Origin of the sequence: Lentzea sp. NPDC042327 (genome assembly GCF_040647275.1) — a bacterium.
GTDB lineage: Bacteria > Actinomycetota > Actinomycetes > Mycobacteriales > Pseudonocardiaceae > Lentzea.
This window is the reverse complement of record NZ_JBEZBX010000010.1, coordinates 221,701-240,901: the sequence shown is the minus strand read 5'-3', so window position 1 is coordinate 240,901 and position 19,201 is coordinate 221,701. Positions and strand designations below refer to the sequence as shown.

General features: G+C 71.3%; 20 protein-coding genes. 11 read left to right on the top strand and 9 right to left on the bottom strand.

Annotation, left to right across the window (positions count from 1 at the left end; genetic code table 11):
* Positions 1-61 precede the first annotated feature (61 nt).
* The 3 genes from AB0A63_RS26185 (at position 62) to AB0A63_RS26175 (ending at position 3,524) form a co-directional block, all read left to right on the top strand.
* Positions 62-748: an ABC transporter ATP-binding protein gene (locus AB0A63_RS26185; protein WP_360396008.1), complete on the top strand. Its 687-nt coding sequence runs from the start codon at positions 62-64 to the stop codon at positions 746-748.
* Positions 745-2,922: an FtsX-like permease family protein gene (locus AB0A63_RS26180; RefSeq protein WP_360396006.1), complete on the top strand. Its 2,178-nt coding sequence runs from the start codon at positions 745-747 to the stop codon at positions 2,920-2,922. Before AB0A63_RS26185 ends, AB0A63_RS26180 begins: the two co-directional genes overlap by 4 nt.
* Positions 2,923-2,999: 77 nt before the next feature.
* Positions 3,000-3,524, top strand: a complete 525-nt coding sequence (locus AB0A63_RS26175; RefSeq protein ID WP_360396005.1) for a VanZ family protein — start codon at positions 3,000-3,002, stop codon at positions 3,522-3,524.
* On the opposite strand, the gene AB0A63_RS26170 is transcribed toward AB0A63_RS26175, so the two are convergent.
* Positions 3,487-4,023 carry an SMI1/KNR4 family protein gene (locus AB0A63_RS26170; protein WP_360396003.1) on the bottom strand — a complete coding sequence of 179 codons (537 nt, stop codon included), beginning with the start codon at positions 4,021-4,023 and terminating at the stop codon, positions 3,487-3,489. The two genes, AB0A63_RS26175 and AB0A63_RS26170, sit on opposite strands and share 38 nt — an antisense overlap.
* 91 nt (positions 4,024-4,114) lie before the next feature.
* On the opposite strand from AB0A63_RS26170, the gene AB0A63_RS26165 reads away from it, so the two are divergent.
* On the top strand, positions 4,115-4,441 hold the full coding sequence (locus tag AB0A63_RS26165; protein WP_360396001.1) for a type VII secretion target: 327 nt from the start codon (positions 4,115-4,117) through the stop codon (positions 4,439-4,441).
* Positions 4,438-5,631, top strand: coding sequence for a C40 family peptidase (locus tag AB0A63_RS26160; protein ID WP_360396000.1), 1,194 nt, complete (start codon positions 4,438-4,440; stop codon positions 5,629-5,631). Before AB0A63_RS26165 ends, AB0A63_RS26160 begins: the two co-directional genes overlap by 4 nt.
* Here AB0A63_RS26160 and AB0A63_RS26155 read toward each other — a convergent pair.
* Together AB0A63_RS26155 and AB0A63_RS26150 are read right to left on the bottom strand one after the other, a co-directional pair.
* Positions 5,613-6,047 carry a limonene-1,2-epoxide hydrolase family protein gene (locus tag AB0A63_RS26155; protein WP_360395998.1) on the bottom strand — a complete coding sequence of 145 codons (435 nt, stop codon included), beginning with the start codon at positions 6,045-6,047 and terminating at the stop codon, positions 5,613-5,615. The genes AB0A63_RS26160 and AB0A63_RS26155 overlap by 19 nt on opposite strands.
* A 10-nt stretch (positions 6,048-6,057) precedes the next feature.
* The gene (locus tag AB0A63_RS26150; RefSeq protein ID WP_360395996.1) at positions 6,058-6,384 is read right to left on the bottom strand and encodes a YnfA family protein; all 327 of its coding nucleotides are present in this window, start codon (positions 6,382-6,384) and stop codon (positions 6,058-6,060) included.
* 31 nt (positions 6,385-6,415) lie between these two features.
* Here AB0A63_RS26150 and AB0A63_RS26145 point away from each other — a divergent pair, with 31 nt between their 5' ends.
* The 4 genes from AB0A63_RS26145 to AB0A63_RS26130 are packed head-to-tail and all read left to right on the top strand — an operon-like array spanning position 6,416 to position 9,063.
* On the top strand, positions 6,416-6,772 hold the full coding sequence (locus AB0A63_RS26145; protein ID WP_360395995.1) for a hypothetical protein: 357 nt from the start codon (positions 6,416-6,418) through the stop codon (positions 6,770-6,772).
* Complete coding sequence (locus AB0A63_RS26140) at positions 6,769-7,206, top strand: YbaB/EbfC family nucleoid-associated protein (protein WP_360395993.1); 438 nt, start codon at positions 6,769-6,771, stop codon at positions 7,204-7,206. The genes AB0A63_RS26145 and AB0A63_RS26140 overlap by 4 nt, the downstream gene beginning before the upstream one ends.
* A 55-nt stretch (positions 7,207-7,261) precedes the next feature.
* Positions 7,262-8,473, top strand: a complete 1,212-nt coding sequence (locus AB0A63_RS26135; RefSeq protein ID WP_360395992.1) for a primosomal protein — start codon at positions 7,262-7,264, stop codon at positions 8,471-8,473.
* A 32-nt stretch (positions 8,474-8,505) separates the two neighbouring features.
* Complete coding sequence (locus AB0A63_RS26130) at positions 8,506-9,063, top strand: GDP-mannose 4,6-dehydratase (RefSeq protein WP_360395990.1); 558 nt, start codon at positions 8,506-8,508, stop codon at positions 9,061-9,063.
* Here AB0A63_RS26130 and AB0A63_RS26125 read toward each other — a convergent pair.
* Positions 9,039-10,136, bottom strand: coding sequence for an adenosine deaminase (locus AB0A63_RS26125; protein ID WP_360395988.1), 1,098 nt, complete (start codon positions 10,134-10,136; stop codon positions 9,039-9,041). The two genes, AB0A63_RS26130 and AB0A63_RS26125, sit on opposite strands and share 25 nt — an antisense overlap.
* Before the next feature lie 358 nt (positions 10,137-10,494).
* Here AB0A63_RS26125 and AB0A63_RS26120 point away from each other — a divergent pair, with 358 nt between their 5' ends.
* A complete protein-coding gene (locus AB0A63_RS26120) occupies positions 10,495-11,874 on the top strand; it encodes a hypothetical protein (protein WP_360395986.1) in 1,380 nt (459 codons plus the stop codon).
* Between the two features lie 187 nt (positions 11,875-12,061).
* Positions 12,062-13,627 (top strand): serine/threonine-protein kinase, encoded by a 1,566-nt coding sequence (locus AB0A63_RS26115; RefSeq protein WP_360395985.1) that lies wholly within the window; start codon positions 12,062-12,064, stop codon positions 13,625-13,627.
* Here AB0A63_RS26115 and AB0A63_RS26110 read toward each other — a convergent pair.
* From AB0A63_RS26110 to AB0A63_RS26090, 5 genes are read right to left on the bottom strand one after another with little or no spacing between them, the layout of a single operon-like run.
* A complete protein-coding gene (locus AB0A63_RS26110; RefSeq protein WP_360395984.1) occupies positions 13,572-14,846 on the bottom strand; it encodes a thymidine phosphorylase in 1,275 nt (424 codons plus the stop codon). The two genes, AB0A63_RS26115 and AB0A63_RS26110, sit on opposite strands and share 56 nt — an antisense overlap.
* Positions 14,843-15,232: a cytidine deaminase gene (locus AB0A63_RS26105; protein ID WP_360395982.1), complete on the bottom strand. Its 390-nt coding sequence runs from the start codon at positions 15,230-15,232 to the stop codon at positions 14,843-14,845. The genes AB0A63_RS26110 and AB0A63_RS26105 overlap by 4 nt, the downstream gene beginning before the upstream one ends.
* The gene (locus tag AB0A63_RS26100) at positions 15,225-16,478 is read right to left on the bottom strand and encodes an ABC transporter permease (RefSeq protein WP_360395981.1); all 1,254 of its coding nucleotides are present in this window, start codon (positions 16,476-16,478) and stop codon (positions 15,225-15,227) included. Before AB0A63_RS26100 ends, AB0A63_RS26105 begins: the two co-directional genes overlap by 8 nt.
* Positions 16,475-17,548, bottom strand: coding sequence for an ABC transporter permease (locus AB0A63_RS26095; protein ID WP_360395979.1), 1,074 nt, complete (start codon positions 17,546-17,548; stop codon positions 16,475-16,477). Before AB0A63_RS26095 ends, AB0A63_RS26100 begins: the two co-directional genes overlap by 4 nt.
* The gene (locus AB0A63_RS26090; protein WP_360395978.1) at positions 17,548-19,128 is read right to left on the bottom strand and encodes an ABC transporter ATP-binding protein; all 1,581 of its coding nucleotides are present in this window, start codon (positions 19,126-19,128) and stop codon (positions 17,548-17,550) included. The genes AB0A63_RS26095 and AB0A63_RS26090 overlap by 1 nt, the downstream gene beginning before the upstream one ends.
* Between the last annotated feature and the right edge of the window lie 73 nt (positions 19,129-19,201).

The window sequence follows — 19,201 nt, the reverse complement described above, 5'->3', positions numbered from 1 at the left end:
CTGATCCGGTGTGTCGTCAAGGCTGAGGTTTCCCCGGCGCGGACCCGGCACCGTCAGCACCATGAATTCGGTTCTGGCCGCTCGTGGCCTCGTCAAGACCTACGGCGACGTGCACGCGCTCGCCGGGGTGGACATCGACATCTCGCCCGGTGACGTGCTGGCCGTGGTCGGCCCGTCCGGTTCCGGCAAGACGACCCTGCTGCACGTGCTGTCCGGAATCCTGCGGGCCGACGGCGGTGACGTGTTCCTCGACGGGCGCGCGATCGGGGAGCTGAGCGAGACGGGGCGCAGCGAGCTGCGGCGCACGGCGTTCGGGTTCGTGTTCCAGTCCGGCATGCTCGTCGCCGAGCTCACGGCCGAGGAGAACGCCGCGCTGCCGATGCTGCTCGGCGGGCGCTCGCGCGAGGAGTCGCTCGGCGCGGCCCGGCTGTGGCTCGCGCGGCTGGGCCTGCAGGGCATGGAGCAGCGGCGGCCCGGTGAGCTGTCCGGCGGCCAGGCGCAGCGGGTCGCCATCGCACGGGCGCTGGCGCACCGGCCGCGGGTGGTGTTCGCGGACGAGCCGACCGGTGCCCTCGACACCCGCACCGGGCAGGAGATGATGACCGCGCTGCTGCAGGCCGCGCGGGAGACGAACGCCGCTGTCGTGATCGTCACGCACGACAAGGCGATCGCCGACCGGGCCCACCGGGTCGTCGACATCCAGGACGGCCGCATCGCCGTTCCGAACCGCGGTCAGGTGCCGGCATGAGGATCGCGCTCGCGGTGCTGCGCAGGGACCGCCGCAGCCAGGTCGCCACCGTGCTGGTCGCGCTCGGCGTGATGATCGCGGTGTCGCTGGTGCTGTGGCTCGTCGCCGCACCGAACGGACTGCAGGCGCGCGCCGACCGCACCGCGTGGCGGGACGCGGTGAACCAGGGCACCCGGATCACGGTCGACCACACCACCGACTCGTTCCGCGGGCAGCTCGTCGAGCGGTTCGAGGTCTCCCGCAACGAGCCGGGTGACGTGCCGGTCGCCGCCGGTCTCGGCAGGTTCCCGGAGGCCGGCGAGGTCCTGCTGTCCCCCGCGCTGGCCGACCTGGTGCGCGCGCACCCGGCCGAGGAACTCGGCAACCGCTTCCCCGGCACGGTCGCCGGCGTGCTGGGGCCGGAGGCGCTCAAGCACCCCGGTGAGCTCGTCGCCGTCGTCGGACGCGCGGGCGTGAACGGGTTCAGCACCGACGCGCTGCGCAACGCGGCGGGCTCCTACCGCGACGACCACCACGGCATGCTCTACCTGCTCACCCGCGTCGGCCTGGTCGTGCTGGTGGTGCCGTGCCTGGTGCTGGTCGCCTCGGCCGCGCGGCTGACGGCGGCGAAACGGGAACGGCGCCTCGCCGCGCTCCGGCTGGCCGGTGCGACACCGGGGCAGGTCGTCGTGATGACGGCCGTGGAGACCGCGGTCGGTGCCGTCGTCGGCAGCGTGCTCGGCGTGCTGGCGGCCCAGCCGTTCAGCCACCTGACCGCGAAGATCCCGTGGGAGGGCGGGACCTGGTACCCCGGCGACTTCGTGCCCTCGAACGCGGTGGTCGCCGCGGTGGCCCTGCTGGCACCGGTGCTGGTCATCGCGGCCGCGATCATGGGGCTGCGCCGCGTGGTGAACCGCCCGCTGGCCGCAGAGGAGCAGCGGCGGGTGCGGTCGTGGCGGCTGGTGTCGATCGCCGTCGCGCTGGGCGTGTTCTTCCTCGGCGTCGTCTACGCGCAGCAGGCCGGTGGCGACAGCCAGTTCACCGTGGTGCTGCTCGGGCTCGGCGCGGTGGCGCTGGCGCTGGTGCTGGCCGGTCCGGTGCTCACGGCGCAGGTCGGCCGGTTCTTCGTGGGCCGGTGGCGCACGCCGTCGACGTTGCTCGCCGGGCGCAGGCTCGCCGGTGACCCGGTGGCGGCGTTCCGCGGCTCGGCAGGCGTGGTGATCGCGGTGTTCACCGGCTCGATGGCGCTGACGATGCTGCCCGGCCTGGAGAGCCAGGTGCCGTTCCGCGACGCGACGTGGCAGGGGGGCGCGATCGTCGCCGAGCAGGTGTCGAGCGACCTCGGACCGCTGCGCGCGGCCACCTCGGCGCCGGTCGTGCCGATGCTCGACGGGTTCGTGAGCGACGGCGAGGAGGGCCGCTCCGGCCACTACGTCGTCGTCGGCAGGTGCGCGGAGGTCGCGACGGTCCTCACCGGCCTGGACTGCCGGCCGGGCCCGGCCGTCTACGCCCCCGAGGAGCTGCGGGGGGACCGGTTCCGCACCGCCGGGCCGGGTGACGAGGTCACCGTGCCGCTGCCGCGGCGGTACGAGACGCGGGCGTTCACCGGCGCGGGACGGATCTTCGCGGTGATCGACCCGGAGGTGCTGCCCCAGCTGGCGGGCCGGGTGTCGATGGTGGGCGTGCCGACCACGGCGGAGAACCGCGAGGTCGTGCACACGGCACTGGTCGGCACGTTGCCCGGCGCGCGGCTCGCGGACGGTGAGCAGCGCGGCCTCTACGGCGACACGCTGATGGAGGACCTCCGGCGCGCCACGGTCATCGGCCTGTCGATCGCGGCGGTGCTCGGCGGCATCGGCGCGGCGGTGGCGGCGGCCGGTTCGGTGATCGACCGCAGGCGCACCTTCGGCGCGTTGACAGCGGCCGGAACGCCGATTCGCGTGCTGGGTCGCGCATTGCGCCGGGAAGTGGTTCTTCCCGTGTTCGCCGTCACCATCGCGGCGTGCGGGGCGGGAATCGCCGTGGGTCTCGGACTGCTCGTCCTGGCGCGCGGACTGGTGGGTCACGGGGAAATGCCGCTCACGCCGTGGGTGGTGGCACCGGTCGCCGTCGGAGTGGTGGTCGCGCTGGTAGCGGCGTTGGCGTGCGGCCCGGTACTACGCGGCATCAGCCCGCGGGATTACGCGGCGGAGTAGCACTCGGCCGGAAGTACGAGGCGGGAACTGGCCCTCAGCGCGATGTGCGCGGAGGGCCGTTTTCCTACTTTGGATTCATGACGAATGCACAGCTCGCCAGCATCCAGTGGGGCCTTTTCCTCTCCGTGGTCTTCATTGCGCCGCAGCTGTTCTTCCGTCAGCTCACCTGGCGCAGCGCGCTCGTCACCGGCTACGCGAGCATGCTGTTCGCCGCGACGTTCCTGCCGCTGCAGACGGTGCCGCCGCGCCAGTCCGTGCAGCTGGTCCCGTTCCAGTGGGTCGCCGACACGCTCCGCGACGGGCGGATCGCCTTCGACCAGATGACGTTGAACGTGCTGCTGTTCGTGCCCCTCGGCGCGATGCTGATGTTCTGGGGCAAGCGCACCATCGGCCAGACGGCGCTCATCGGCTGCGGCGTCTCGCTCGTCATCGAGGGTTCGCAGCTCCTGTGGGCGAACCGGATCTTCGACGTGGACGACCTGGTCGCGAACACCACCGGCACCGCGCTCGGGTGGCTCTGCGCGGTGGCCGCGGTGAAGGTCTGGACCGGTGTCGCCGACCGGGTCAGCTGGTCCGCCAGCCCAGCTCACCAGCGGAGTTGACCTCGGCCGTGCAGTGCCCGATCGCGCTGCGCGTCTCCAGTGCCGTGGCGACCTGGTCGAACATCTCGACGATCGACGTCCACTCCGGCTTGGACATCTCGTTGCGGTCCTTGTCCCACTCGACCACGCAGCCGCGCAGCACGCCGGGACGGAGGTCGACGGCGAGCACGTCACCGGTGCCGTCGAACGCGATCGGAAGCCATTCCGAGTGGAATCCGATCGTCGGCGAACCCGCTTCCGAAGAATCCGCCGGCTTCTTGACGTGGGTTTCCCTCAGCACAAAAGCCCGTTCAGCACCCAGCGGTGTGTAAAAGGGCGGCAGGATCTCGGCGAAGAGGTCGGGGTCCGTTCCGCCGTAGACGCTCCACCACAGCTGCAGGTCGTCGGGAACCCTCAGCTCAGGCAGTGCGTCGTACCTCGGACGGAGCACGGCTCGGGTAGCGGGAGCGTGTTCCGCCAGCCATGCCAGGATCCGGTTCCAGTGCTCGATGACACCCACTGTTCCATGATCTTGGCGGAACGACGGGCGAGGTACCGCTCATCGGGGCAGGATCAACGCGAACAGGTCACACCGGGGGAAGCGGCTTCAGATGGCAGAACAGGGTCTCAAGGTCGATCTCGACGCATTGACCGGATATGCGTCGGCGGTCAGCGGATTGGCGAACGAGATCGGCACGGTCGGCACCGGCACGTTGAGCGGCACCACCGCGCTGCCCGGCGACTGCTTCGGCAAGATCGGCGACGAGGTCGGGCTCAGCGCGGCCTTCCAGCAGGCCGCACAGGTGCAGCTGGACGCGCTGAAAGCGGCGTCCACGGGGCTGTCCGGGCTCGGCACCGCCGTCACCAAGGCCCGCGAGGCCTACATCGCGCAGGAAGACGCGAACGCCGCCGCGCTGAACAAGGCGGCCCGCACGTGAGCGTCGAGGGGCTGCTGGGCCAGTTCATCGCGCCCATGAAGCAGGACCTGGCGAAGCTGGACGGCGACACCGGCGGTGCCCAGCGGGCCGGTGACGCGTTCGACCGCGCCCAGACCGCGCTCGCCGACCTCGGCGGCCGGCACAGCTCGGCCTCCACCGCGGTGCTGAACACGTGGTCCGGCGACAAGGCCAACGCGTTCACCGGCCGCGTGGCGACGTTCGCCGCGGCCACGAACGTGCTCGTGCAGAACGCCTCGACGGTGAAGACGGTGGCCTCGGCCGGCGTCTCGGCCGTGACAGGCGGTCGCACCGCCATCCAGGGCCTCATCGACGAGTTCACCGCCAAAGCCACCCCGCGGCTCGCCGCCGCGGTGGCCGCCAGCCTGGTCGCGGGCCCCGGCGCCGTGCTGGCCGCGCTCGCCGACCTGGCCGGGATGGCCAGCGGCTACCAGGCGAAGACCACGGCCGAGCTGCAGAAGGTCCGCGAGCAGCTCACCCAGCTCGTCGGCCAGCTGAACGGCATGCAGAAACCCGACACCGGCGCTCTCGGCAAGCTCGGCGAGCCGCTGGGCGGTGACGACGGCTCGACCTCGACGTCGGGCGTCTCCGACTCCCCGAAGCAGGAGGCCGCTCCGTCCGGCAACGGCAACGGCTCCGGCGGTTCGAGCGGTGGCGGCGGCGGTGGCTCCGGCAGCGGTGGTGGCGGAGGCGGCGGCGGTGGGGGCGGCGGCAACGGTGGTGGTGGCGGTGGTTCCGGCCCGCGGCTGCCGGTCGCGATTCCGCCGCAGCCCGGCGACGGCGTCGGCGTGAACCTGCCCGACGGCAGCAGCGCCGAGGCGCCGAACGAGACCGCGGCGATGGCCGTGCGCAACGCGCTGTCCGCGCTGGGCACGCCGTACGTGTGGGGCGGCGCGAACCCGCCGCAGGGCACCGACTGCTCCGGCCTGACGCAGTGGGCCTACAAGGGCGCGGGCTTCGACATCCCGCGGCCCGCCTGCGACCAGGCGATGGGCGCCTCGGTGCCGCCGGGCCAGGTGCTGCCCGGCGACCTCGTGGTGTGGGACGGCCACGTCGCGATGGTGATCGGCAACGGCCAGATGGTCGAGGCCGGTGACCCCGTGCAGGTGCAGCCGATCCGCACGACGAACTCCGGCATGTCGTTCTACGGGTTCTACCGCCCGACGGGCTGACCGGACAGCGCCTTCCTGAGGGCGCCGAGGCCGAGCTTGGCCAGGCCCTTCAGGAAGGCACCCGCGACGTACGCGTGGTCGTAGTGGTCGCGCCACAGCACGACCTTGCCGTCTTTCACGACGAACGTGCCGCACACCCAGAACGCCGCCTCGAACCCGCCGCGCCGGACGACGTCGGTCCGTTGCGTGAGCACGACGCCGCCGTTGGCCGCGATGTGGTGGACGCGGACCTCGACGCCGGTGACGGCCCTGTTCATCAGCCGCAGGTGCCGGGCGACCGTCCTCTTGCCGCGAGCGGGCGGGAACGGCATGTTCCGCCACACCACCTCGTCGCCCATGTGCCGCACGACGGCGTTCTCGTCGAGGGTCTCGGTGGCGCGCAGCATCGCCAGGACAACGTCGCTCGGGTTCGTCACGTCCGGAACGTTAGCGAGGCGCGTACATGATCACGGCCACGCCCACCAGGCAGATCAGCGCGCCGGTGACGTCGTAGCGGTCCGGCCGGTACCCGTCGAGCACCATGCCCCAGGCCAGCGACCCGGCCACGAACACACCGCCGTAGGCCGCGAGGATGCGGCCGAAGTTCGCGTCCGGCTGCAGCGTGGCGACGAAGCCGTAGACGCCGAGCGCGATCACCCCGCCGCCGATCCACAACCAGCCGCGGTCCTCCCGGACGCCCTGCCAGACCAGCCAGGCACCGCCGATCTCCAGCAGGGCGGCGAGTGCGAACAACGCGACCGAACGCAGGATCATGCGGCACACTGTCGCAGTAGGGGGTGATCAGGTGGACGACGACGTCGAGCGCGCCGCTCGGAAGGTGCGCGATGTCGGGCAGGCGGTGTCGGAACACGTCACGCGCAGTGGTCCCGTCACGGGACGGGCGTCCTCGCCGGACGGCGCGGTGACGGTGGTCGGGACACCGGGTGGTCCGCCGCTGGAGATCTCGGTGAGCGCCGCCGCGCTGCGGATGGGTCCGCACGGGCTGGCCGCCGAGATCGTGCGCGTCGCCGAGAAGGCCCGGCGCAGCGCCGGCTCGCGGCTGCACGAGACGCTGGAACGGGTCGTCGACCCGCGGGAGCTGAACGCGATGGGCTTCGAACGCGGCCACGACGACGAGCAGCAGCAGGGGTGGCTGCGGTGAACGAGGAACGCATGCGGGCCGTCGAGCAGCTCCAGCGCGACCTCGCGGTGACCGCGGAGACCGTCGAGCACCCGAGCGGCCTGTGCACCGCCACGGCGACGGCGAGCGGTGAGCTCAGGGCCCTGCACCTGCACCCGGCGCTGCTGAGCCGGGGTGCGCGGGCGGTCGGCCAGGTCGTCACCGAGACCGCGCGGCTCGCGACGAACGCGGCCGTGCAGACGAGCTTCAACAGGATGGCGCTGGCGCTGGGCGACGGCATGGCCATCAACGTCGAGGCGATCGCCGGCGACTCGCCGTTCCGCGCGACGTGGAACCCGGTGGTGCCCCCGGTCGTTGCAGCTCCTGAGGCGGTTGCGCCCAGGCAGCCGAGGACGCCCCTCGTCGACGACCCGGACGAGGACGCCTTCTTCGAGAACCCCTTTGGGCGCCGGTGATCAGCACCGTTAGGCTCGCCCACGGCATTCGGCAGGCATGACCGGGAGGTCAGTGATGGCGCAGGACATCGTCCCCATCGAGCTGGGGCTGACGCAGGGTGACGTGGTCACGCTGTGGGCACCCCGGTGGCGTGAGGAGGGTGAGGAGTGGGAGGCCTTCCTCGGTGACGAGGAGGACCTGTTCGTCTTCCCCGACGCCGCGCACCTCGCCGCCTTCGTGCGCACCGCGGGCGAACACGACCTCACCGACCACCCGGCGTGGCCGATCGTGCCGAAGCTCGGCATCGCGGACCTCTCGCCGGACGACAACCACCAGTTCGACCTGGTGGGCGTGCCCGAGCTGGTCGCGGAGGACCCGGACACCTGGACCATCGGCGAGCTCGCGGACGTGATCGCGATCGTCCGGTCGCTCGCGGACGTGTGCGACCTCGAGAAGATCCACGAGGTGCTCGACTCCGCGGAGGGCTTCTCGCTGCTGCCGCAGGGCACGCTGCCGTTCAGCGGCCGTGACGGGGCGAAGCTGTGGGACGAGCTGTCCTCGGTCGTCTCGGAGAAGTGGGACGAGGTCCTCGACGCCATCGACAGCGTGGTCAACACGCCGGAGGTGCCGGAGAAGGAGCTCACCCTCGCGCAGGAGGAGCTAGCGGAGCTCGAAGCCGCCCAGCCCGCCGAGGTCGACGACGTCACCGAGGACGGCGACGAGGAGAAGGCGGAGCCCACCGGCTTCTGGGCCGAGGTCGGCATCGACCCCATCAAGATCATCACGTCCGCCGGCGAGTTCTACACGCTGCGCTGCTACCTCGGCGACGACCCGATCTTCCTGGGCCGCCGCGGCAAGATCGAGGTCTTCACCTCGTCGCGCGCGCTGAGCCGGTTCGTCGCCGAGAACGACGACCACGACCTGGCCGAGGTCGAGACCTGGAACGACGTGAAGGTCAAGGCCACCGCGGGCGAGCTCGACGCCGAGGTGGACGACGACAACGTCTACGTGCTCACCGGCATCGCCGAGGACATGGAGGAGGGCCCCGACGCCCTCGACCCGCAGCAGCTCGACCTCGCCGTCGAGCTGTTCGAGGACGCGGCCGAGTGGGCGGGCGACGAGTCCGTGAAGGAGGCGCTGGCCACCTCGGAGTCGCTGGGCTGGCTGGTGTCGTTCGTGGTCGCGCCGGACCCGACGCGGCTCGCGCCGTCCGCGCCGTACGACGCGGAGGTGGCGTCGTTCCGCGAGCTGCAGGCCAAGTTCGAGGACCGGCTCAACGTCAACTGACGTTCCGGCACGGGGAAGGGGCCGCTCGCGCGATGCGAGCGGCCCCTTCCTCGTCGCAGCGGCTCGCCGCCGACCTCCGCGACCGCAGCACGCTCGGCGACCACGGCCCGGCCGGGTCGATGGAGAGCGAGGCCGAGCTGGCCGGCGTCGACGCCACCGAGGCGTTCCACGGGGACTCGCCCTACCGGCCGCGCACGCCGTGCAACGCCTCCAAGGCAGGCGGCGACCACGCGGTGCGGTCGTACTTCGAGACGTTCGGGCTGCCGGTCACGATCACCAACTGCGCCGACATCTACGGGCCGAACCAGTTCCCTGGGAACGTGCTGCCGCAGTCGCGCGAACAGGTCGTGCTGGACCGGCCCGGTCACGACCGCCGCTACCTGCTCGACTCCCGCGTGATCGGCCGCGAGCTGGGCCGGCGCCCGGAGATCCGGCCGCGAGCTGGGCTGGCGCCCGGAGATCGGCTTCGAGGCCGGTGTCCGGGACACCATCCGCTGGTACGCGGCCAACCGCGCGTGGTGGGAGCCGTTGCGGACGCTCAGCCCGGTCGACGAGAGCGCATGGGCTACCGCGCGGTGAGCGCCGCGTAGCCCGGCTTGACGAGCTCGTTGATGATGGCGAGCCGCTCGTCGAACCCGATGAACGCCGACTTCATGGCGTTGATCGTGAACCACTGCAGGTCGGCCCAGCCGTAGCCGAACGTCTCGGCGAGCGCGGCGAACTCGCTCGACAGCGAGCAGTCGCTCATCAGGCGGTTGTCGGTGTTGACGGTGACGCGGAAGCGCAGCTTCGCGAGCAGGCCGATCGGGTGCTCGGCGAGCGTCGGGGCGGCACCGGTCTGCAGGTTCGACGTCGGGCACATCTCCAGCGGGATGCGGCGGTCGCGCACGTACGCGGCCAGGCGGCCCAGCTCGGCGCCGGCGACGTCGCCGTCGGACACCTTGATGTCGTCGACGATCCGCACCCCGTGGCCGAGGCGTTCGGCACCGCAGTGCTGGATCGCCTCCCAGATCGAGGGCAGGCCGAACGCCTCACCGGCGTGGATGGTGAAGTGCGCGTTCTGCTGACGCAGGTACTCGAACGTGTCGAGGCCGCGGGTGGGAGGGAAGCCGGCTTCGGGGCCCGCGATGTCGAACCCGACGACGCCGAGGTCGCGGTAGCGCACGGCGAGCTCGGCGATGCGCAGCCAGCCCTCGTTCTGGCGCATGGCGCACAGCAGCGTGCCGACGCGGATCTTGCGACCGGTTTCGGCGACGCGGGCGGACCCGACCCGGAAGCCCTCCTGGACGGCCTCGACGACCTGCTCCAGCGAGAGGCCCTTCTCGGTGTTCAGCTCGGGGGCGTAGCGGATCTCGGCGTAGACGACGCCGTCGGCCGCGAGGTCCTCCACGGCCTCGGCGGCGACGCGGACCAGGGACGCCTCGTCCTGCATGACCCCGCACGTGTGGGCGAAGCCCTCCAGGTAGCGCACGAGGGACCCGGAGTTCGCGTTGTCGCGGAACCAGCCGCCCAGGACGCCCGCGTCGGTGGTGGGCAGGCCCTGGTAGCCGGTGGCATCGGCGAGTTCGATCACCGTCTGCGGGCGGAGGCCACCGTCGAGGTGGTCGTGCAGCAGGACCTTCGGCGCGCTGCGGATGGTCTCCAAGGTAAGCGGCGTGGACATCACTACACGTTACTCCAGGCGACACGCCGCTTCAGAGCCGGATGAAATGATCTTGGCGGCGCTATGCTCAGGAGTCGTTCTCAGATGTTGCCGATCCGTGATCAGCAACTTTCTGCAACCAGGGCGAGGCTCACGTCACCCCAAGGTAGGAACATCACTTCTCGCTACCGCCCACTCGCGGCCAGTGACTTGGCGTTCGGTCCAGCACGCTAGCCCGACCGGGCTAGTCAGCCATCCGCGTACGGCCTTTTTCCGGCGGGGGTGGTACGGAGCCACGCCATGACGCGGATAGGCTCCCGTGGTCTCCCCTCCCCTTGGACGAAGGCACTCAGCCGTGACAGAGAACAACAACTCCACGATGTCCTTCGATCGGATGCGCAACATGCTCACGCGCGCCGCGGAGATCCGTGAGAGCGAGCAGCAGCAGATCTTCGACGCGTTGGACGAGATCCACGCCCGGATGTCGCCTCTGGAGTCGCTGGGTTCGGTCCGCAAGCGCCTGTCGGAGCTGCCGGACCGCACCGAGGTCAGCGTGCTCGCGGAACGTCTCGACGAGGCACTCGCCAAGCTGGAGGCCCAGGACAACGCCGTTCAGGACATCGGCCGCGCGGTCGACGGCCTGGTCGACAAGCTCGCCAAGCCCTTCGCCCAGCTCGACGGCCGCCTCGACGGCGTCGCCGGCCGCTTCGAGGGCGTCGCCGGCCGCATGGACGGCCTGGAGGACAAGCTCTCCAGCATCCACAAGCGCATCGACGACCTCGACGGCCACCTGGACAAGCAGGACGGCAAGGTCGAGGCGCTCCCCGCCGCCGTCACGACGCCGCTGCGCGAGCGCATCGAGGCCCTCGAAGCCGCGCTGCGCGGCCGCCTGGACGAGGTCGACGAGGGCGTGCACGAGCACCTCGACGGCACCCGCGAGGCCCTGCAGAAGATCCTCGCCGAGTCGTTCTCCGGCCTGCACGGCCGCGCCGACGAGCAGCGCGACACCCTCGCCGTCGCCCGCGCCGAGCTGTCCGCCGCGATCACCGAGTCCCGCGACTCCCTCGCCGGCTCGCTCGCGGACCGCACCACCCAGATCTCGACCTCGCTGGCCGAGACCCGCGACTCGCTCGCCGGCTCCCTGTCGCAGGCCCGTTCCGAGCTCGCCGGCGCCGTGGTGGAGACCCGCGACTCGCTGGCCGGCTCGCTCGCCGAGACCCGCGCGGAGCTCACCTCCGCCGTCGCCGACACGCGCGACGTCGTCAACGGCAAGCTCGACGAGGCCCGCACCGCGCTGTACGCGGCGATCGAGCAGTCCCGCGACCAGGTCGACTCCGCGGACCGCCTGGAGGCGCTGGCCCGCCGCCTGGAGCTGGTCACCTCGCAGCTCGACACCATGACCAACCGCCTCGACAAGGTCGAGGACGGCTTCGCCGCGCGCATCGCCGAGCTCGGCGGCACCGTCGACGCGAGCCTCTCCAAGGTCGCGGAGACCGTCGGCGCCCGCCCGGACACCGACGCGCTGCAGTCCCTGGTCCGCCGGTCGAACCAGGAGTCGGAACTGCGCATCGGCGGCCAGCTCGACGAGGCCATGGCCACCTTCGCCGAGCTGATCCTCGGCGGCGGCTCGCCCACGCCTCCCCCGCCGCCCACCGCCCTGCCCCGCCCGCAGCGCCGCACCCGCAAGAACGGCGGCCCGAAGCCGGCCAACGGCGGCAAGGACGTGGACGACGACGACCTGGCGGCCGAGGGCGCCTGAGCGCCTGAGACCCCCACCAGGAACGGCCCCGGAGCAACGTCGCTCCGGGGCCGTTCCGCGTTTGCGGTGAACCGGTTGCCGTGCGACGCACGTGCCCACGGGGAGAGCGCTCACACACGCCGTGGTTATGCTCGCGCCGGCTGGGGGTGACCACAAGGGCAGCCGGTGGCGTCCGGAAGGGAAGTCCGTGCAGCAGCAACAGCGAGTCGTCGCCAACCGCTACACCCTGCTCGTCGAGCTCGGCAGAGGTGCGATGGGTGTCGTGTGGCGTGCCCAGGACCAGCTGCTGGGCCGGGCGGTCGCGCTCAAGGAACTGCACCCGCCGCAGGGCATCGCCGCCGAGGAACGCACCGTGCTGGAGGAGCGCATGCTCCGCGAGGCGCGGACCGCGGGCCGGCTGAACCACCCGGCGGTCGTCACCGTCTACGACGTCGTCCGCGAGGACGGCCGCACCTACCTCGCCATGGAGCTGGTCGACGCGCTCGACCTCGCGAGCATCGTGCAGCGGAACGGGCCGCGCGACTCCACCTGGATGGCCGGGGTCGCGTTGCAGGTGCTGGGGGCGCTGGAGGCCGCGCACCAGGCCGGGATCGTGCACCGGGACGTGAAGCCCAGCAACGTCATGGTGCGTCCGGACGGGACGGTGAAGCTCACCGACTTCGGCATCGCGCAGGCCGTGGACGACCCGCGGCTCACGCACAACGGCGGCATCGTCGGGTCGCCCGCGTACATGTCACCGGACCGGCTGAGCGGCTGGGAGGCCTCGCCCGCGTCGGACCTGTGGGCACTCGGCGTCACGATCGCCCACGCGGTCGAGGGCATCAGCCCGTTCGAGCGGACGTCCACGGCGTCCACGTTGCACGCCGTCATGAACGAGCCGCCGGTGCTGCGGCGCGCGTCACCCGCGCTGGCCCAGGTGATCCGCGGGCTGCTGACCGTCGACCCCGCGCGGCGCCTGACCGCACCCCAGGCACGTCAGATGCTGGTCGCGATCGTGCAGGGTACGGCGCCGGTGTCGTTGCCGCGCAACAAGAACAGGCTCGTCGTGGCCGGCGCGGTCGCGCTCGGTGCGCTGGTGCTCGCGGGGGCGGCGTTCGCCGGTTACCAGGCCTTCAAGCCCGACGGCACCACGGGCTCCGCACCCAGCGGGCAGAGCTCCACTGAGTGGGCGGAGGCCTCGCAGCTCCCGGTGGGCGCCCCGCTGCCGGCCCGCCGCATCGCCACGTTCGGCCGTGGTGGTGACGTGCCCGAGTGGAACCTGTCGGGGACGCAGTGCGGGAAGGACTTCCTCACGCAGGGCTCGCCGGTGCGCACGAACGTGCCGTGCGACGGACCGCACGGAATCCAGCTGTTCTCCGCGGCGACGCCGCTGTGGGACAAGCCCAAGGAGACGCCGTACCCCGGCACGAAGTGGCTGGCCGACTTCACGAAGGACTACTGCACCGAGCAGTTCAGGGTGGTCGAGCCGAAGATCCAGGAGCCGCTCGGCTTCACCGGCCTCGTGCCCACCCAGAAGGAGTGGAGGCCTGGCAGGACGCCACCGCACCGGGCCGCCAGGAGGTCCTGTGCGTGCTCTGGAAACAGGACAGGTCCCCCCTGGCCGGCTCCCTCGTCAACTGACCTCCCCCTGCTGGCCCAGGCATCTGCAAGTACTCGGTACTTGCAGATGCCGTGGAAGCCAGGGGCGGGGTTGTCAGTCAGCCGCGGATGGTGTCGATCACCAGCGGTGACCGTTCCGGCGCGGAGTCCGTGACGCTGTAGGCACCTTCGAGGGCCTGCAGAGCACCGGTGATCGCGTCCGGGGTGTCGGTGTGCAGCTCCAGCAACGGCTGACCGGCCTCCACGACGTCACCCGGCTTGGCCAGGCACACGACGCCGGCACCGGCCTGCACCGGGTCCTCCTTGCGCGCGCGGCCGGCACCGAGCCGCCACGCCGCGACACCCACGCCGTAGGCGTCCAACGTGGACAGCACACCGGCGGCCGGTGCCGTCACGACGTGCTTGTGCGCGGCCACCGGCAGAGCGGCCTCCGGGTCGCCGCCCTGGGCGCTGATCATCCGCGCCCACACCTCGTAGGCCTCACCCGAGGCCAGCACGGCGGCCGGGTCGGCGGAGATCCCGGCCAGCGACAGCATCTCCGCGGCCAGCGCGACGGTCAGCTCGACCACGTCGGCCGGACCGCCACCGCGCAGCACGTCCACGGACTCGGCCACCTCGACCGCGTTGCCCACGGCCCGGCCCAGCGGCACCGACATGTCCGTCAGCAGCGCCGAGATCCGCACGCCGTGCTCAACGCCGATCGACACGAGCGCCGAGGCCAGCTCCCGCGCGGACGCGAGGTCCTTCATGAACGCACCGGAGCCGACCTTCACGTCGAGCACCAGCGACTCGGCGCCCTCCGCGATCTTCTTCGACATGATCGAGGACGCGATCAGCGGGATCGCCTCGACCGTCCCGGTGACGTCGCGCAACGCGTAGAGCTTGCGGTCGGCGGGAGCAAGTCCTTCCGTGGCAGCGCACACCACGGCACCGACCGACGACAGCTGGTCGAGGATCTCCGAAGTGGACAGTGCGGCCCGCCACCCGGGGATCGACTCCAGCTTGTCCAGCGTCCCGCCGGTGTGCCCGAGCCCGCGACCGGACAGCTGCGGCACCGCGGCACCGCAGGCGGCGACCAGCGGTGCCAGTGGCAGTGTGATCTTGTCGCCGACGCCACCGGTCGAGTGCTTGTCGACGGTGGGGCGGTCGACGTGCAACGACAACCGCTCGCCGGAGGCGATCATCGCCTGCGTCCAGCGCGCGGTCTCCGCGGGCGTCATGCCGTTCAGGAAGATCGCCATGGCCAGCGCGGACATCTGCTCGTCGGCGACCGCGCCGCGCGTGTAGGCGTCGATCACCCAGTCGATCTGCTCGGACGTCAGCGCCGCACCGTCGCGCTTGGCGCGGATGACGTCCACCGCCGAGAAGCTCATGGCAGGTCCTCCGGTCCGAACGCGTCCGGCAGCACCGACGACATCGGCAGGACCCCGGACGGCGTGTCCACCAGGCAGTCCCGGCCACCCAGCTCGTAGAGCACCTGGCGGCACCGGCCGCACGGCATCAGCAGCTCACCGGCACCGGACCGGCAGGCCACGGCGACGAACCGGCCGCCACCCGTGAGCTGCAGCTGACCGGCCATCGCGCACTCGGCGCACAGACCCACGCCGTACGAGGCGTTCTCGACGTTGCAGCCCGTCACGATCCGGCCGTCGTCGCACAGCGCCGCGGAACCGACCCGCAGCCCCGAGTACGGGCAGTAGGCGGACTGCGCCGCCTCCACCGCCCGTGCCCGCAGCACGTCCCAGTCGACCTCAGCCACGGCGGTACACCTCACCGTCGGCCGCCGGCATGCGGAGTCGTTGCGAGGCGACGGCGAGCACGGCCAGCGTCACCATGTGCGGCGCGTAGGCCACGAACTCGCTCGGGATCTCGTCGAGGCTGATGTAGAGCAGGTACATGAGCACGGCCACGACGATGGCCGCCGCCGCGGAGAACCACTTGCGGCGGATGAGCTGCCACACCACGATCACGCCGAGCAGCAGCACGACGCCGTAGACCAGCGCCAGCACCGTGTCGCCACCCGACCGCAGCTGCAGGCCGTCGGCGTAGCCGAACAGCGCCGCACCACCGAGCAGGCCACCGGGCCGCCAGTTGCCGAAGATCATCGCGGCGAGGCCGATGTAGCCGCGGCCGCCGGTCTGGCCCTCCAGGTAGGACAGCTGACCGGGGTTCAGCACGAGCGCCGCGCCACCCAGACCGGCGAGACCACCGGAGACGATCACGGCGACGTACTTGTGGAAGTACACCTTCACGCCCAGCGAGTCCGCCGCGTGCGGGTTCTCGCCGACCGAGCGCAGGCGCAGGCCGAAGCGGGTGTGCCAGAGCAGGTAGTACGACAGCGGCAGCAGCAGGATCGCCAGCATCGTCAGCGGTGAGACGCCGGTGACGAGGCCGCGCAAGATGCCCGCGACGTCCGAGATGAACAGGCGCTGACCGGCCTCCAGCTCGCCGAGCCAGTCGTCGAGGCCCGCCGCGGAGAACGTGTCGAACGGCTGCACCGGCGGCGACTGCCGCGGGTTGTTCGACAGCGGGAAGAACACCAGTGTCGACAGGTACTTCGTCAGACCGGCGCCGAGCAGGTTGATCGCCACACCGGAGACGATGTGGTTGACGCCGAACGTGACGGTGGCGATCGCGTGCAGCAGGCCACCCAGTGCGCCGAACACGACGGCCGCGAGCACCGCGACCCACGGGCCCCACTGGTAGCCGGCCCACGCCGCGCCCCAGGTGCCCATGATCATCATGCCTTCGAGGCCGATGTTGACCACGCCGGCGCGTTCCGCCCACAGGCCGCCGAGGCCGGCGAGCAGGATCGGCAGGCCCAGGCGGACCGCCGTCTGGGTCGTGCCGGACGAGGTGAGCTGCGGGAAACCGGTCTGCATCGACGTGATCGACAGCAGCGCGATCGCACCGGCGACGCCGAGCATGCCGACGGCCCACCCGGGAACCCTGCGCTTGCGGGGCGCTGCCGGGATGTGCGGCTTCTCCTCCAACGTCGAGATCACGCGGCACCTCCAACGGTTCCGAGCTCACGGCCGACGCGGCGCTGTTCGGCGGCGAGCTCGAAGCGGCGCACCACCTCGTAGGCGACGACGACCGACAGGACGATCGAGCCCTGCATGATGGTGACGATCTCCCTGGGCACGCCGACGTTGTCGAGCGCGAGGCCCGACTTGTCGAGGAACGCCCAGAGCAGCGCGCCGAACGCGATGCCACCGGGGTGGTTGCGGCCGAGCAGCGCGATCGCGATGCCCGAGAAGCCGATGCCGGCGGTGAAGTTCAGGCTGAACGTGTGGTCGCGGCCGAGCAGCTCGGGCAGCGAGATCAGGCCCGCGATGGCGCCCGAGAGCAGCATCGACACCAGGACCATCTTCTTGGCGTTGACGCCACCGGCGGACGCGGCGGTCGAGGACTCGCCGGACGCGCGCAGCTCGAAGCCGAACCGGGTCTTGTTCATCATCACCCAGTAGCCGACGCCCAGCGCGATGGCCACGAAGATGAAGCCGAACATCGTGCCGCTGCCGCCGAACGAGATGCCGGGCATCCAGCCGGACTCCGGGATCTCGGCGGTGCGGATGTTGTTGCCGCGCAGCTCACCGAAGACGTCGCGGCGGATCAGGTAGGCGGACAGGCCGATCGCCAGCCCGTTCATCATGATCGTCGAGATGACCTCGTTGACGCCGCGCGTCACCTTGAGGATCGCGGGGATCGCGGCCCAGGCGGCACCGGCGAGCGCGGCGACGATGATGATCACCAGCGTGTGGATGCCGGGCGGCAGCACGATCGAGCCGCCGACGACCGCCGCGATGACGGCGGCGACGCGGTACTGACCCTCGACACCGATGTTGAACAGGTTCATCTGGAACCCGATCGCCACCGCGAGCGCCGCGATGTAGTAGATGCCCGTCGAGTTGATGATGTCGACGAACGTCGTGCCCTTGCCGACCTGCGTCACCATCACGCCGAACGCCTTGAGCGGGTTGGCACCGGAGATGACGAGCGCCACGCCGCACAACAGCATCGAGAAGACGATCGCCAACGCGGGCGGCAGGAGTTTGCCGCGCAGGTGTCCCATCAGTGCTCGCCTTCCTCTACCGCGGCGGTTTCGTGCACCGCGGCACTCGTGCTGCCCGCACCCGTCATCGCGCTGCCGAGGTCCTCTGGCGTGACGGTGTTCGGGTCCGCGTCGGCCACCAGGCGGCCGCGCAGCATGACCTTGATCGTGTCCGACAGGCCGATCAGCTCGTCCAGGTCGGCGGAGATCAGCAGGACGGCGAGACCGGCGGCGCGGGCGCGCTTGATCTCGTCCCAGATCAACGCCTGCGCGCCGACGTCCACACCGCGGGTGGGGTGCGAGGCGATCAGCAGCACCGGGTCGCCGGACAGCTCGCGGCCGACGACCAGCTTCTGCTGGTTGCCACCGGAGAGCGCCGCCGCGGGGACGTCGATGCCGGGCGTGCGGACGTCGAAGTCCGCGACGATCCGCTCGGTGTCGTTCTTGGCGCCGTCGATGTCGAGCCACATGCCCCTGGAGGTGGGCTTGCGGGTCTGGTAGCCGAGGATGCGGTTGTACCAGAGGGGTTGCGTGAGCAGCAGGCCGTGGCGGTGGCGGTCCTCCGGCACGTAGCCGATGCCCGCCTCGCGCCGGGCGAGCGTCCCGAGCTTGGTGATGTCCTTGCCCTGCAACGTGATCGTGCCGCCACCGGCCTTGCGCATGCCCATGACGGCCTCGACGAGCTCGGTCTGGCCGTTGCCCTCGACGCCCGCGATGCCGACGACCTCGCCGGACCGCACGACCATGTCGACGTCGTCGAGGATCGGCCGCGCGCCGTCCGGGGTCATCAGCCGCAGGCCCTCGACCGCCAGCACAACCCGGTCGGTGACGGTGGACTCGCGGGTCTCCGGGCTGGGCAGCTCGCTGCCGACCATCATCTCCGCGAGCTGGCGCGACGACACCGTCTTCGGGTCCGCGCTGCCCACCGTCGTGCCGCGGCGGATCACCGTGACGGAGTCCGCGATCGCGCGGACCTCGTCGAGCTTGTGCGAGATGAACAGGAACGTGTAGCCCTGCTCCTGCATGCCGCGGACGGTGTCGAAGAGCTCGTTGACCTCCTGCGGCACGAGCACGGCGGTCGGCTCGTCCAGGATGATCACCCTGGCGCCGCGGTAGAGCACCTTGAGGATCTCGACGCGCTGCCGGTCGGCGACACCGAGCTGCTCGACGAGCACGCCGGGGTCGACGTTGAGACCGGTCTTGCCGGAGAGCTCGATGATGCGCGCGCGGGCCTTCTTGCCGATGCCGTGCAGCGCCTCGGCGCCCAGGACGACGTTCTCCTGCACCGTGAGGTTGTCGGCGAGCATGAAGTGCTGGTGCACCATGCCGATGCCGGCCTTGATGGCGTCGGACGGGGTGCGGAACCGCACCTGCTCGCCGTTCACCTCGATGGTGCCCTCGTCCGGCGGCTGCATGCCGTAGAGGATCTTCATCAGGGTCGACTTGCCCGCGCCGTTCTCACCGCAGAGCGCGTGCACCTCGCCGCGGCGGACGGTCAGGTGGACGTCGCTGTTGGCGACCACACCGGGGAATCGCTTGGTGATGCCCGTGAGCACCACCGCGGGGTGTTCGTCCGTGCCGACGGACGTGGAACTGCTCATCGTCGAGTGCTCCTCCTACCACGCACCGGGCCCTGTGAGGGCGAAACCTCACAGGGCCCGGCGGTGTTCGTGG

Coding starts and splice junctions, on each gene's coding strand:
- AB0A63_RS26185 (WP_360396008.1), top strand. CDS start 62: ATGAATTCGGTTCTGGCCGCTCGTGGCCTCGTCAAGACCTACGGCGAC.
- AB0A63_RS26180 (WP_360396006.1), top strand. CDS start 745: ATGAGGATCGCGCTCGCGGTGCTGCGCAGGGACCGCCGCAGCCAGGTC.
- AB0A63_RS26175 (WP_360396005.1), top strand. CDS start 3,000: ATGACGAATGCACAGCTCGCCAGCATCCAGTGGGGCCTTTTCCTCTCC.
- AB0A63_RS26165 (WP_360396001.1), top strand. CDS start 4,115: ATGGCAGAACAGGGTCTCAAGGTCGATCTCGACGCATTGACCGGATAT.
- AB0A63_RS26150 (WP_360395996.1), bottom strand. CDS start 6,384: ATGATCCTGCGTTCGGTCGCGTTGTTCGCACTCGCCGCCCTGCTGGAG.
- AB0A63_RS26135 (WP_360395992.1), top strand. CDS start 7,262: ATGGCGCAGGACATCGTCCCCATCGAGCTGGGGCTGACGCAGGGTGAC.
- AB0A63_RS26130 (WP_360395990.1), top strand. CDS start 8,506: ATGCGAGCGGCCCCTTCCTCGTCGCAGCGGCTCGCCGCCGACCTCCGC.
- AB0A63_RS26125 (WP_360395988.1), bottom strand. CDS start 10,136: ATGTCCACGCCGCTTACCTTGGAGACCATCCGCAGCGCGCCGAAGGTC.
- AB0A63_RS26120 (WP_360395986.1), top strand. CDS start 10,495: ATGTCCTTCGATCGGATGCGCAACATGCTCACGCGCGCCGCGGAGATC.
- AB0A63_RS26110 (WP_360395984.1), bottom strand. CDS start 14,846: ATGAGCTTCTCGGCGGTGGACGTCATCCGCGCCAAGCGCGACGGTGCG.
- AB0A63_RS26095 (WP_360395979.1), bottom strand. CDS start 17,548: ATGGGACACCTGCGCGGCAAACTCCTGCCGCCCGCGTTGGCGATCGTC.
- AB0A63_RS26090 (WP_360395978.1), bottom strand. CDS start 19,128: ATGAGCAGTTCCACGTCCGTCGGCACGGACGAACACCCCGCGGTGGTG.